Below are 13,268 nucleotides of genomic sequence, written 5' to 3' on the forward strand. Positions count from 1 at the left end.
GGCGCTGCTTGTGCCTTCTCATCGGTGCGTTTTTTCTGAACAAAATTGGTGAATTCTCAATGCTAAGTTCGATTTGTCCCACTCTCGCCCGTTGCGCGGTCTCAGATTCCGGGGGGACGCTGCCACGTTGCCGGTGTCAGTGTTGCTTTTTGCATTATGAAATTTTTATGGCAGGATGTTAACCGTTGTGCCGTTTCCGCAACTTTTAGCCGCCAGTTCTGCGCAGCGACTGGCTGGCAGTGGGAGGAAGAGACATGGCCCGATCCATTCTGAGTTACATTTATCCACCCGGATGCTTTGCGTTGCCGGAGATCAAAGAAAACCGCTGTCCGCTGTGCGGCAATTTCCAGGTCGACTGCAGCTGCACCGAGTGTCAGCACCCGGTGCTGGTGGACGGCAAAGAGCAGAGATGCGGCGTCCAGGGGTGTCTGGAGCACCTGCTGGATCGCGAACTGGTGGCGCGCATCGAGATGCTGGAAAGCCAACTCGAAGACCTGCGAGCGGAGGCGAAGAACAGGGAACAGCCGACCCCTCCCTGTCCGGTGTGCGGCGAGGTGATGGTGGTGGATATCTACAACAGCGGCCCGTATTCCTGCCACGGCCACTTCTATGCGGGGGAGAAGTACGGCTGGATCAAGAGGGAGCAGTATTAACCGATACCGAGCGATGGTGACGCAAGGGGCCCGCGGGACATCCCGCGGGCTTTTTTTGTTCCTGGTTAGCGAGAATGTTCCGCTGGTTCCCTCTCCCTCCGGGGTGCCCGAAGGGCGGGTGAGGGAGGTGCCACGAAACACAATTATTGCCTATTGCAGCGCCCTCACCCCAGCCCTCTCCCGGAGGGAGAGGGGGATGGGCATGGCGGAAGATAGTCGCCGATCGCGTTTTGTTTGGTGCGCATTCCCCGTTGCGCCGGACCACCTCACTGTTGTATCTATCGAGGGACCAAACACCGCACGGGAGGAACCATGGAGCCGCGCAAGCTGTTGCAGCAGATGTTTGAAGCCGCCGTTTTGTCGGCGCGTCCCGAGTACTGCCTGGCGCGCCACCTACCGGCGCCGCCCAAGGGGAGGCTCGTCGTGGTCGGAGCGGGGAAGGCGTCGGCAGCCATGGCGCATGCCTTCGAAGACGCCTGGAGCGGCGAGATTTCCGCGGGGCTCGTGGTGACGCGCTACGGCTACGAGGTGCCCTGCCGGTACATCGAGGTGGTGAGCGCCGCGCATCCGGTCCCGGACCAGGCGGGATGCGCTGCGGCGGCAAGGATGCTCGAACTGGTGCGCGGCCTTAGCCCGGAAGACCTCGTTATCTGCCTTATTTCCGGCGGCGGTTCGGCCCTGTTGCCGCTGCCCCTGCCGGGGGTGACCCTGGCGCACAAGCAGGAGCTCTGCCGGGAGCTGTTGCGGTGCGGAGCCGGCATCTCCGAGATCAACTGCGTCCGGCGCCACCTCTCCGCCATCAAGGGAGGGAGGCTTGCCGCCGCCTGCCACCCGGCCCGCGTGCTTACCCTGGCCATTTCCGATGTTCCCGGCGATGATCCTGCCGACATCGCCTCCGGACCCACCGTAGGTGACCCCACCACCTGTGCCGATGCGCTCGCCATCGTGGACCGTTACCGCATCCGGCTGCCCGACTCGTTGCGCGCGTGTCTCGAGTCCGGGCGCGGGGAATCGGTGCCGCCGGACGACCCGCGCCTGGGCGGCGCCCGGTTCCGCCTGGTCGCCACGCCGCAGGCGGCCCTGGAAGCGGCGGCGCAGGTCGCGCAAGCCAACGGCATCGCCGCGCACATCCTCAGCGACCGCATCGAAGGTGAATCGAGGGAGGTGGGGAAGGCGCTGGGGGCGCTGGCGCTGCAGGTGGCGCGGCGCGGGCAGCCCTTCGCCGCGCCCTGCGTCCTGTTGTCGGGAGGGGAGACCACGGTGACGGTGCGCGGCGGCGGACGCGGCGGACCCAACGTGGAGTTTCTGTTGGCGCTCGCGCTGGCGCTGCAAGGTGAAAAGGGGATCTATGCGGTGGCGGGTGATACCGACGGGGTGGACGGACAGGAAGAGACAGCGGGGGGCTTCGTGAGCCCTGACCTCTTGGCGCGGGCGTGGCAACTGGGGATCAACCCCAGGCAAAGCCTCGACGACAACGACGGGCACGGCTTCTTTGCTACCCTCGGCGAAAGACTGGTTACCGGCCCCACGCTCACCAACGTGAACGATTTCAGGGCCATTCTCGTTACCGGCTGATCAGACCCGGCTCTCCGTCATCAGTTTCTTCATCACGAGGACCAGGAAGGCAACCGCGACGATGAGTGCCGTGTCTTCCAGCGATTGCCAGGGTTTGAAGGTCAAGGCAGAGTGGCTGTAGTAGTCGGAGACGTAGCGCGCCAGGCCGGCGAGCAGTGATACCAGGAGGGCGCCGCGCCGTCCTCCCTGCCAGGCAATGAGGGACACCGGGGCGAGGTAAAAGAGCAGCAGTGAGTAGTCGCCGGTCAGGTAGTCGACGTACCCCAGCAACACGACCAGCACATATCCCGCCGTTACCCATCCCCGCCCGGCGTTGAGAACCTTCCGCATGATACACCCCTGAGGTGCCCCGGCGCGGGGCGAGTCGCTACTTTACAGCGTGCTGCCTGGTGAAACTAAAAAAGCCGCCCGATGTCGAGCAACGGGCGGCTTTTGATGCTGCAGGTAAAAACTGGATTACTTCGCAGCCGGAGCAGCCGGAGCGGCCGGTGCAGCCGGAGCAGCTTCTTTCTTCTCGGCTTTCTTAGCAGCTTTCTTTGCTTTTTTCTTCTTAGCAGCTTTCTTCACCGGAGCTTTTTCTTCTTTTTTCACTTCAGCAGCCGGAGCGGCCGGAGCAGCCGGAGCAGCGTCAGCAGCGAAAACAACACCAGCGAAAGCAACAGCAACGAGAGCAGCAACTACGGAAGAGACGATCTTTTTCATTTGTGAATCTCCTGGTTTAAAGTTGGACTTCTTCCCTTTCTAGAGCATCAGTCGTGCCAGCGCGGTGGGGTGTGGCAACTTGCTGTTTTTACGTGAAGTCGGAGCAGCCGTGCCGCAGAAAGGGGCGCAAGGTTGCCTTATTTGCTTCAGCGGCTACCGCAAATGAGGCAAGACGCGATGCCTCGTCGTTCGCACGTTTCGCCGGTCGTCGCCGTTTGACTTGCGTCGGCAAGCTGTTATCAATTTAGCGTTCTACACTCACAAATCTCAGGGAGGAAACGGAATGAAACTGATCGCAGCTTTAACGGGAATCACTCTGCTTGCCGCCAGCACTGTCTATGCAGCCCCCAAGACCTACCAGGTCACCGGTCCGGTGCTGGAAGTAAAGGACGACATGATCGTAGTGCAGAAGGGGAGCGAGAAGTGGCAGATCGCCAAGGACAAGGACACCAAGGTAACCGGTGACGTGAAGGTCGGCAGCAAGGTAACCATCATGTACAGCATGAAAGCCGCCAGCATCGAGGCCAAGGACGGTGCCGCCAAGCCGGAGAAAAAGGAGAAGAAAAAGTAGGCCGGCAAGCGGCGCGGCGGTGCACAGTGAGTGGACCATCAGGGAGGGGCTGACATGAAAGAGAAAAGCGTCATCTACAGCTTGCGGGTCGCGGCCTTTGCCGTGGTCTTTGTGGCAGGGTATGTCTGCGGCTCGATCACCGAGCAGAGGGCAAACGCCCAGATGGGAGACTTGGGGAGCGAACTGCTGCAGCGGGCGGCCGGCAGCGGCGGCGTGATCGGCAGCGTAGCCCAGCTGGGCACCACCATCACCGAAATGGAGAAGAACGTAAGCGGCCTGCAGAAGAACATCGATACCCTGAAGAAGGTAAAGACGGCGCTGGGCGGCAAATAGGTCCTGTCACAGGCAGAAGTACAATGTGGGCACCCGCGGGCCGGGGTGCCCACTTGTCGTTTCACGTCACAACCGGCCCTGCGTATTCTTTCCCCTCGGCCGAACTTCTCCGCGGTGCGGACCTGCACCTGGCGCACCTTTAGGCCATCTGCACCGCGCTGCGCCACACCCAGTGCCATGGCGGTGAAGACCAGAGTGTCAGCCAGCAGTCAAGGACGGACAGGTGCGGAAAAGGTCTTCGTTATTTGCGCACTCCAAAGTACTCCAATAGCCACGTCTTGATTTCATCGCGTACCCGGCGAAACTCCGGCAGAACTTCCTCCTCGGTCCCGGCGCAGCGCGAAGGATCGTCGAAGCCGTGGTGGCTGCGCTGCGTGCCGCCGATGTAAAGCGGGCATTTGTCGTTGGCGTCTCCGCACAAGGTCACCACGTAGTCGAAACTCTCGCCGTCGAACTCGTCGAGGGTCTTGGACCGGTGCCCGGAAATGTCGATACCCATCTCCGCCAGGACCTTGACCGCCAGCGGGTTGACGCGCGTTGCCTCGGTCCCGGCCGAGTAGGCTTCGAACCTGTCGCCGAGGAAGTGGTTGGCCAGCCCCTCTGCCATCTGGGAACGGCAGGAGTTGTGGGTGCAAAGGAAAAGGATCTTTTTTGTAGGCTGCACGGCTTCTCCGAATGTGGTTCAGCGGCTTGTAGCTGCAACAGCAACTGTGCCTGACACGCAGAGCTCTCCCGCGCCGAGCAGGAGCGCCAGGATGCGCAGTCGCGTTTCGTCCGCCAGTGACCTGTAGAGTAAGAGCAGATCTTTCACGGCGGCGACTATATCCGCCGATGCGGATATAGTCAATCCTGAAGGGGACCATGTCGCTATGGTGCCGGTGGTCCGGTTCATAGCAGCTGTGCATGGTGTCGCAACCGCATCCCGTCTCACCGCTATCTACCTCTGACACCCCGGGGGGGCGCCGCTTCCCTAAGCTGCTGTATTGTGGGTAAAAAATAACAATTCCCGTGCTTGCCACGGGGAAAATTTCGGTAAGAATTCATGCCATCATTCAGGAACGCAGGCCCTTTCAGTGAGCATGGCATGACGTGGGGCCGGCCTGGTGGACTTCTGACACGGATGCGTGTCCAGTTGCCTGACACGGAGGTACAGACGATGAAAGGAAACAAGACCACCCGGAGGGAATTTCTGGCACTGGCATCCGTCGGTGCTGTGGGAGCGTGCGCTGCGCTGCATCCCGCCTTGGCCAGGGCCGCCATGATGGGCGGCGGTACGGGTGGGGGCGGGATGGGTGGAACTGTCAGCGTCGTTGACCCTGCGCCAGGAGGAGCGTTCTACGACATTCCCGCCGCTGTCAAAGACGCTTCGGGTGTCTACGAACTCCAGGTGAAGCAGGCGCGGCTGAAGGTAAACGGAACGGCGGTGACGCTGCTTACCTACAACGGCATGTATCCTGGCCCCATGGTGACGGCCGCCAAAGGGGAAAAGCTAAAGGTCCGCCTGGTCAACATGCTTCCCAAGACCACCGCCACCAATATCCTTGGGCATCCCCGCAACATCACCAACCTCCATACCCACGGGCTGCACGTATCTCCTTCCCTCATGTCGGACAACGTGATGCGCATGGCCGCCCCCGGGGCAACCCTCGACTACGAGTACGACCTTTCCTGCGAGGAACCCGGGCACCTCAACTTCTACCACCCCCACGTCCACGGGACGGTGGCCGAGCAGTACTGGGGAGGTCTGGCCGGCCCGCTGGTGATAGCCGATGACGCAACAAGCCCCCTGGCCGGGGTGGAAACGCACGTAATGATGATCAAGGACCTCACCATCGCAAGCGGCGTTCCCGAGCCGTACACCTCCACCTCCCAGTTCATGCACGGCAAGGAAGGGAAGCTGGTCATGATCAACGGCCGGGTGAACCCGGTGCTGAACATACGTCCGGGGCAGGTGCAGCGCTGGCAGATCGTGAACGCCTGCAACGCGCGTTACCTGAAGCTGGCCCTCGACCGGCACACCATGCAGTTGGTCGGCACCGACGGCGGCCTTCTGGACCGTCCCTACCCCCTCTCCACGATCATCCTGGCGCCTGGAGAGCGCATCGACGTGCTCGTGAAAGCCGACCAGGGAGGCGGCGCCTTCAAGCTGCTGTCATTGCCCTATGACCGCGGCGGGATGAGCGGTCTGCAGCAGATCACCCTGCTCACCCTTGCCTATTCCGGACTCCTGATGGACGACCGCATTCCCGCCACCATCAACCCGCAGGCGCAGAGGCAGACCATCGACCTCGCCATGCTGCCCCGCAAGCAGATCACCCTCGGCATGATGATGGGCAAGGGCTACATAAACGGCATCTCCTTCACCGGCATGAACAACTGCTACACCGCCATGTCCATGGTCGGGGACTATGAGGTGTGGGAGGTGTACAACAACAGCGGCATGGACCACCCCTTCCACCAGCATGTGAACCCGTGCCAGGTGCTTTCGATCAACGGCGGGGATCCCGGATACGCCTCCCTGTACACGACCGCGCCGGCGTGGAAGGACGTTGTCAATATCCCCAAGATGGGGAGTGCGACCCTGCTGGTGCCGGTCAGGGACTACGACGGCATGACCATGTTCCACTGTCACATCGTCGAACACGAAGACATCGGGATGATGGGCGCCTGGCACCTCATGTCCGGCCCAATGGGGATGTAAAAGGATGATGGCGACATCAGGAGATGACTGGCACGAGGACCTCGTGACAACGGTTCCCTGCTCTGCGATTATCCGGTACAATGTCAAGGCCGAATTCCGGTGCGTCGCCAGAGTAGGAGGGTGCTATGCGGGAAGGTGACTACTACCATTTCGATGAAGAAGATCCCTGGGAAGGGGTGCGGCTTACCAAGGCGGCGATCCGGGCCCGGGCGACGCTGATCTTCTACACGGCGCTGGTAAGCGCGCCCTATGTTGCCCTGGTGGCCGCTGGCGGCTACGCCAGCGGGCTCATGTCCCACGAGGTGCTGGGGGTTGCCTGTTACACCGCCATGATTTCATCCATCTTCTTTTTCGACACCCTGAGAAACGCTGCCCACGACTGTTTCGAAAGGGCACAGGAGGAGGGGTTGGTGACCTGCAGGGAAGGGATACCCATCGTCGATCCCAGTTACCCGCACCGCCGCCTGGCCCGTCTGGCCTTCGCGATACGCGGGAGAGTCGTGCGCTCAGTACAGAAGTAATTGTAGGAAGGGACTGGCTCCGTTAGGTGCCTGTCCCTCTTGCGGGACGCTCCATTCCGTCCCCGCCCCCTTACCGAAACCTAAGGGGACAGGCACCTGGCGGAGCCAGTCCCCCCTTCGGTGAAGGACTTTAGGTTTGAAAGAGCCATAGAAAAAGGCCAGTCTTTGCGACTGGCCTTTTCGTTTCGCTGCGGGACAGAAACTATCGCCCGGAAGAATTTTCGATGGCCCTGCCACCGCTTTGCATGTCTTCGCCGACCCCCTTGACGGTGTGGCAGCCTGCCAGAGCCCAGAGAGTGGTCAGAGTGAGCATGACTGCAGTTGCGACTTTACGTTTCATGATGTCCTCCTTTTCTGTTCTTGCAGAAGAACCGTTTGTTGTTGTATTGGCGACAGCTAATGTTATCACGACCGCCCAAAGATCGCAAATAGCGTCTTGAGAGGGACGCCTATGGGGGCGGAGGCAAACCTGGCAGCATCAATTTAATGTTGCAGGGATGACGGTTGAATTGCGCGAGGCGGCAATGAAACTTTTGATGAGGCGTTTAAGCGCGAGATGAACCCGAGGGGATTTCTAGCGGCTTGCAGGTAAACGCGGGGAGGTCGTCTCTAAAAGAAGTACGACCGCTGTTAAAATGAAGCAGGCCATGGTTATTTTAAACCGGGTCTTGTTCGAATTGAAACAGGCCATGGTTATTTTAAACATTGTCATGGTCGATTCAAAGCAGGGCCTGGTCAATTTGAGCGGAGTATCTAATTAATAACCCGGCCTTTCAACCGGCGTAGAAGTGGGGCTATTCCATTCCCCGTGAACCTATTTCACAATAAATGAACCCCAAGCGAGGTCCCAGTAATGGCCATTCTTTTTAAAACCGTGTGGATGGGATGTGCCAGACCCTGCCTTCATGTTCCATCACCTGCTTTTGGCATGTGCCGGCCTCCTTTTTTTATCTGCGGACCTTCTTTATTTTAAACACGCCCCTACATTAGAAAAAGCAGGTCTGCTTTAAATTCAAGATACCCTTACATTAGTAAATGTAGTTCCTGTTTTTCGTACGACGATGGGGAGTGCGGAGGCGGCCCGGGTGCGCAGATGTTTGGTGCCCCAAATGAATGAAAAACCCCGACGTGGTCCCCACCTGACAAAGGTGTGGTTCCGTCGGGGTATCTTTACGCATGGAAGGGTGATGGAGGGGCTAGCGAAGATGAGGTGATCGGTAGCACCTCGTGCTGTTTAGGATTGAGCGGGCTTTGCGGTCCTGCGAGCTTTCTTCCTGGTCTTGTAGGTGACCACGCCTGAATTGAGCAGGGCCTTCACATCGTTTTCATCTGCCATCACCGTGGCGTACCGCAAAATTTTCTGGATGCGCCCACTGAGGTTCTCACGCGCCGACTTCCGGGCTGCTATGTGCAGCCGGTTTCCCGTCAGTCCGCTTTCGTACATCTGCCGGTACCAGTCCGCGTCGTTTTGCAGCACTGTCTGCGACCCGAACTTGTGTTCGGGCCACCCGTTCTTGAAGAGCTCGAGGCTGAAAAGAACGGGGAAGAAGATGTTGATGTTTGCCAGGTAGATGGCGTCCGGGCCGGTTGAGTTGAAAACGTACTCGTTCATGGCTTACCTCCGTGTCTTGGTGTGGTTGAACTCCTGTACAGGATCATTTCACCCGACGTGCCAAATTGGGCGTGTGGCGGAGGTGGATGATTATTAGCTTGTTTTAACACGTGTTTTTGCTGCCCTACTGCCTGCCACTTGAACACCGCTTTCACTCTCGCCTGTTCTCCGTTCGCACACCCAAGGGCAGGCGACGCCGGGTAAGTATCTAGCGGTATTAAAAAATCCTAAAAATGAACACGGGGTCAAAAGTTGAACTCGACAGTCCGGTGTGGGGTGAGACGGAGGGGGGGGATGGGGGGGGGAGGCGAGCAAGGAGTTAGTCACAAAAGAAAAGGCCGGTCGTCGTCGACCGGCCTTGGGATTATCTCCCTGAAGCCCTTTCAATGGCTCTTCCGCCGCTTTGCAGGTCCTCGCCAAAGCCTTTGACCGTGTGGCACCCGGTCAAGGTCCACATGCAGGCGAGTATAACGGCTACGGCAGCAGCTATTTTCCGCTTCATCGTTCTCTCCTTTCCTGAGGGCCTGCGAGACCCACACTTCATTCTCAAGTTACCTGACGCATAATGCGATACCTACTGGCACAACTTCTCTCATTATAACCAAAAGAATTGTCCCAGTTAAGGAGAAATGTGGACTGGAACAGAAAGCAGGACCGTTCTTCCCTTGATCGGATGAGATAGAAAAAGAAAGGCCAGTCACTATGACTGGCCTTTCTTTTTAATGGCGGAGAGATAGGGATTCGAAGGCTAGTGCAAGCCCCCCAGAGAAATAGGCAACTAACGTGATATCAGATACTTAAACAACTCACCCCACCAGCCAGAGTCCAATGAAGTCTGGTGAAATCCATCCGAAATCAGTAGGGCTTGTGAAAGTTCAGTGAAAGTCTAGGCCTGATTTTTCCACGATGTTAGGTGCCCGGTTTCGAATTTAACCGAACTCGGTGCCTTGATATGCCTGGATCAGGCGATGATCTCGCGCATTGAGCAAGGTCGTCACGCCTTGCGGGTCGACACCCTCTTCAAACTGCTGTCCGCCCTAGACTGCGAACTCTTGCTGCAGACAAAGGCGGACTGGCGTACGGACAACCGCAACCCGGACGTGTGGTAGCTAATTTTGCATCAACCATCTGAGATGGTCTACCCTGACGACCTCGCTTAATCATATAATATTGCCTTTATATTTACAAAATTTCCCAAAGGTGCTACTTAATAACAAAAAATAGGCGTGGAAGGCTCGTGCCGGGCTCTTAAGTTGAAAAAATAGCAGGTCGAGCTGACGGTGGTTAATTATAAAAAATCGTATCTATTTTTAAAAAATCACCCGTAGCGAGCAGTTAATAACAAAAAAACGCACTTCGGGAAAGAGGTACAGGCTGTTATGTTTAAAAAAATGCCCCCTTTTTTTAGTTCGACAACTGAGACATCAAAGCACATTTCTAAAGAAGTGGACGCTGGTAGGGTCCGTAAGATCGGCCCAAACCTCTACACCAGCAAAGTAGATGACGATGTTTCGATGCTGGTCCGTCAGAACTGGGCGATGATCCTTGGCATCATCCTCCCCGGCTGCATCGTGAGTCATCGCACAGCCTTCGAATCCAGGATTTCTCCAGGAGGGAAGATATACGTGACAGGGGGGTATCTCAGGACGATTCCGCTGCCTGGGGTCACTTTCGTTCAGTTGAAGGGGCCGGGTAGGCTCGATTCAGATATGCCGTTCGTGTCAGCCTACATGTCCTCGCGCGCCCGTATGCTTTTGGAAAACCTGACACCTTCTCGTGTGAGAGGGGAAGAGTCTAAGAACGTGGATATAGAGGAGATAGAGAGGAAACTGGTCGACATCCTAAACGCCGAGAAGGAAGATGGGATTAACCGGTTAAGGGATCAGGCCAGAGAAATCTCTGATGCGCTCGGGTACAATCGGGAGTTCGAAAAGCTCGACAAGATAATTGGCGCCTTGCTCGGTACTCGTCAGGCAGCCCTGGTCAACCCGGTTGCCAAGGCCCAGCAGTTGGGGGTCCCGTACGACGCAGATGCTCTGATGAAGGCGGAGGCCCTGAGGGCGGCTCTGGCCCAGTTGGTGTATGAACCTATGCCTACGAAGGCCACCGGAAGTGCCTTTTACAACATCGGGTTCTTCGATGCATATTTTTCCAATTACATTGAGGGGACACAGTTTGAAGTCGACGAAGCGAAGGACATCATCGACACCGGCCTCGTTCCTTTGAGCCGGCCCAGCGATGGCCACGACATCATAGGGACCTACCGGGTCGTAAGCAGTCTCGATGATATGCGCCGGACTCCTCGATCCGCTGAGGAATTCCTCGAGTTACTCCGTTCAAGGCATTCGGAGATCATGACTGGACGGCCTGATAAGCATCCGGGTCAGTTTAAGGAAGAGGTCAACTATGCCGGGGCGACCAGGTTTGTTGATCCCGCTCTTGTTAAAGGAACATTGCTGCAGGGGTTTGGCTTGTACACCGCGCTGGAAAACCCCTTTGCCCGCGCCCTACTAATAATGTTCCTTGTGGCAGAGGTGCATCCTTTTGATGATGGAAATGGCCGGACTGCCAGGGCCATGATGAACGCAGAGTTGGTCGCAACCGAACAGACTCGGATCATCGTCCCGTCCGTCTTCAGAAATGAATATGTGAGCTCGTTGAAGAGGATTACCAACCATCAGCAGCCGGAATCGTTCATCAAGGTGATGTCCTTCGCGCAAAAGTTCGTCCATAGCATTGACTTTCGAGGTTACGAAACCGCCAAGTATCAGATGGCAAAGTGCAATGCGTTCGAGGATCCTGCCGACGACAAGCGGTTGCACATCTTTGAAGGCGAAAGGTAATGGTCACATAAAAAAGGGCCATTAGGATTTGATGGTGGAATTTCTACCTTACTCTCCAAATAGCCGGTTTTGTGCTGCATCACCGGGCGGAAGTGAGGAAATCATGAGACTGAACAAGCGACAGACCGGGCGGGAAGCGCATAGCCTCGGATTCACCTGCGTAGAGGTTTCTGTGGGCAGTGCCTGGAGCGTGTTCTGAAAGTTCAGGGGGCAGAAGACGAGTTTCCGCGAGTTCCCCGACCCTGGGCAGATCCTGGCCGCCATGGAAAGATAGGCGTCCCGTCAGCACATCGCACACATCAACCGCTTCATTGCGCCCGCATTGGCTAACGGGTAGGATTTTAACCCGGTGCGGTGCTTGGAATCGCCGATCTGTCCACCGTTGAGTACTCACCAAATGTACCTCGACGAAAAAATCTTCCATAAAATTGACAAAAGAAAGCTTTAATGCCATTTTGGATCTATCAATTTTGGCTGCTGAAAACTGCCGGGCCTTATCAATGCGGGCGAAGGCCTTCACGGCGTAGAGGTGCCAAAATGTTAAGGTTTTGGAAGAGGTGGAAATGATTGATAATAATGCTTTGAATTTAACTGATGAAGAGCTTCAGTCCCTCAATCAATTCGTCGACAACATGTCATCAGCAATGGGCGCAGCTGACATCGAAAGTTGGGGAGTCGAAATCAAGTACGTTTTCACAAATATAGGTGTGTCTATCACGGCAAGTTGCGGATCAAACTGCACACATATCATACGCGATATCTAGTATCGTTCAGTTGATACGAATTGGTGATATTGGAGACAAAATATGAAGCAGAACCCTATAGATCTGTTGATGGGTAACTCTTACGACGAAAAGCAAGGTCGGAGATTTTATAAAAACGCAGATAAACAGAAAGACTACGATGAAGAGTATCGTAGAAACAAAGCCAATGGCCTTTCAAGTGAACACGCTGACGGGGTTGCTCATTACAAAGTGCTGACAAACAATTATGGTTCTAAAGACGCCCATAAAACTGATTCGTGGGATCCGGATGGACCACATTCACTAATGGCGATAATAATCAATATTGCCTTGATATTTGTAATGCCGGTATTTATCGGTTTTATTACTTTTCATAAATTGTTGCCAGCAAATATGACGATTAAATATTTCATCGTTTTCCCTGAAGTCTTTGCTTTAGTTTGTATTTTTGGAAGTATTAAAAAATATTCAAATATGTTGGCCAAATTATCAAACATATTAGTGCTGCCATTTATGACAGTAATAGTAATCGCATCTTTATACTTAAATATAAAGCATTATAACATTTACCTGTTGATTGCTAGTTTGTTCGTAAATATAATATGCGTCTTTATGTGCGAAACACACAATGTCAGCGAAAAGAAAAAAAAGAAATAATGCCGCTGCCAAGCTCTGTCCCCCTAGCCGAGAATAGCCGATGACCCATACCACAGCAAAGGATTCGCTTGGCGCAACGCCGCGATCAAGCTGTACTTGTTCTTCTGGCTGATCGGCGCCTACCCAGCCTCCAAATTCAGGGTATCCGAATAGTAAGGTGGAATTTCACCATAGAATCCGAATGGCCAAAAAAAGCCGGTCACCCATGGTGGGCACCGGCTTCTGCTTTTAACAGCTTCCCAGCAAGGTTACTCCCTATCTTTCAGCATCGACAACAATTGTTGTGCGATCGGTAAAGCTTCTTTCTTTAGGCGGTCAGCGGCCGCTACGTCTAGGTCACCTTTGCCGAGAGGATCG

Annotated in this window: 14 protein-coding genes and 1 pseudogene; 9 read left to right on the forward strand and 6 right to left on the reverse strand. The window is 55.9% G+C overall.

The annotated features are described in order from the left end of the window. The first annotated feature begins 302 nt into the window (after positions 1 to 302). Positions 303 to 653 (forward strand): hypothetical protein, encoded by a 351-nt coding sequence (locus tag H7687_RS18910; protein WP_246405008.1) that lies wholly within the window; start codon positions 303 to 305, stop codon positions 651 to 653. Between the two features lie 312 nt (positions 654 to 965). After that, on the forward strand, positions 966 to 2,228 hold the full coding sequence (locus tag H7687_RS18915; protein WP_183350308.1) for a glycerate kinase type-2 family protein: 1,263 nt from the start codon (positions 966 to 968) through the stop codon (positions 2,226 to 2,228). On the opposite strand, the gene H7687_RS18920 is transcribed toward H7687_RS18915, so the two are convergent. Together H7687_RS18920 and H7687_RS18925 are read right to left on the reverse strand one after the other, a co-directional pair. After that, entirely contained in the window at positions 2,229 to 2,558 is a 330-nt protein-coding gene (locus H7687_RS18920; RefSeq protein ID WP_183350310.1) for a hypothetical protein, read from the reverse strand. 126 nt (positions 2,559 to 2,684) lie between these two features. Further along, positions 2,685 to 2,930, reverse strand: coding sequence for a hypothetical protein (locus H7687_RS18925; RefSeq protein ID WP_183350312.1), 246 nt, complete (start codon positions 2,928 to 2,930; stop codon positions 2,685 to 2,687). Positions 2,931 to 3,213: 283 nt separating this feature from the next. Between H7687_RS18925 and H7687_RS18930 the strand changes: the two genes are divergently transcribed. Next, a complete protein-coding gene (locus H7687_RS18930) occupies positions 3,214 to 3,501 on the forward strand; it encodes a hypothetical protein (protein WP_183350314.1) in 288 nt (95 codons plus the stop codon). Between the two features lie 54 nt (positions 3,502 to 3,555). After that, positions 3,556 to 3,834: a hypothetical protein gene (locus H7687_RS18935; RefSeq protein WP_183350316.1), complete on the forward strand. Its 279-nt coding sequence runs from the start codon at positions 3,556 to 3,558 to the stop codon at positions 3,832 to 3,834. Positions 3,835 to 4,075: 241 nt separating this feature from the next. Here H7687_RS18935 and H7687_RS18940 read toward each other — a convergent pair whose 3' ends face one another. After that, positions 4,076 to 4,498: an arsenate reductase ArsC gene (locus H7687_RS18940; protein WP_281376735.1), complete on the reverse strand. Its 423-nt coding sequence runs from the start codon at positions 4,496 to 4,498 to the stop codon at positions 4,076 to 4,078. 492 nt (positions 4,499 to 4,990) lie between these two features. On the opposite strand from H7687_RS18940, the gene H7687_RS18945 reads away from it, so the two are divergent. Both H7687_RS18945 and H7687_RS18950 read left to right on the forward strand, forming a co-directional pair. After that, complete coding sequence (locus H7687_RS18945) at positions 4,991 to 6,535, forward strand: multicopper oxidase domain-containing protein (protein ID WP_183350318.1); 1,545 nt, start codon at positions 4,991 to 4,993, stop codon at positions 6,533 to 6,535. Positions 6,536 to 6,660: 125 nt separating this feature from the next. Then, positions 6,661 to 7,056, forward strand: a complete 396-nt coding sequence (locus H7687_RS18950; protein ID WP_183350320.1) for a hypothetical protein — start codon at positions 6,661 to 6,663, stop codon at positions 7,054 to 7,056. Positions 7,057 to 7,258: 202 nt separating this feature from the next. On the opposite strand, the gene H7687_RS18955 is transcribed toward H7687_RS18950, so the two are convergent. From H7687_RS18955 to H7687_RS22225, 3 genes are all read right to left on the reverse strand, one after another. Continuing rightward, positions 7,259 to 7,396 (reverse strand): entericidin A/B family lipoprotein, encoded by a 138-nt coding sequence (locus H7687_RS18955; RefSeq protein ID WP_183350322.1) that lies wholly within the window; start codon positions 7,394 to 7,396, stop codon positions 7,259 to 7,261. Positions 7,397 to 8,290: 894 nt separating this feature from the next. Beyond that, positions 8,291 to 8,668, reverse strand: a complete 378-nt coding sequence (locus H7687_RS18960) for a hypothetical protein (RefSeq protein ID WP_183350324.1) — start codon at positions 8,666 to 8,668, stop codon at positions 8,291 to 8,293. Positions 8,669 to 9,032: 364 nt separating this feature from the next. After that, complete coding sequence (locus tag H7687_RS22225; protein ID WP_371877588.1) at positions 9,033 to 9,212, reverse strand: entericidin A/B family lipoprotein; 180 nt, start codon at positions 9,210 to 9,212, stop codon at positions 9,033 to 9,035. A gap of 400 nt (positions 9,213 to 9,612) precedes the next feature. On the opposite strand from H7687_RS22225, the pseudogene H7687_RS22230 reads away from it, so the two are divergent. The 3 genes and pseudogenes from H7687_RS22230 to H7687_RS18980 form a co-directional block, all read left to right on the forward strand. Beyond that, a pseudogene (locus H7687_RS22230) lies at positions 9,613 to 9,777 on the forward strand (helix-turn-helix domain-containing protein); the annotation flags it as partial. A gap of 270 nt (positions 9,778 to 10,047) precedes the next feature. Further along, on the forward strand, positions 10,048 to 11,511 hold the full coding sequence (locus H7687_RS18975; RefSeq protein WP_183350330.1) for a Fic family protein: 1,464 nt from the start codon (positions 10,048 to 10,050) through the stop codon (positions 11,509 to 11,511). A gap of 806 nt (positions 11,512 to 12,317) precedes the next feature. Beyond that, the gene (locus H7687_RS18980; RefSeq protein WP_183350332.1) at positions 12,318 to 12,911 is read left to right on the forward strand and encodes a hypothetical protein; all 594 of its coding nucleotides are present in this window, start codon (positions 12,318 to 12,320) and stop codon (positions 12,909 to 12,911) included. The last annotated feature ends 357 nt before the right edge of the window (positions 12,912 to 13,268 follow it).

Source organism: Geomonas paludis, assembly GCF_014193585.1.
Classification (GTDB): domain Bacteria; phylum Desulfobacterota; class Desulfuromonadia; order Geobacterales; family Geobacteraceae; genus Geomonas; species Geomonas paludis.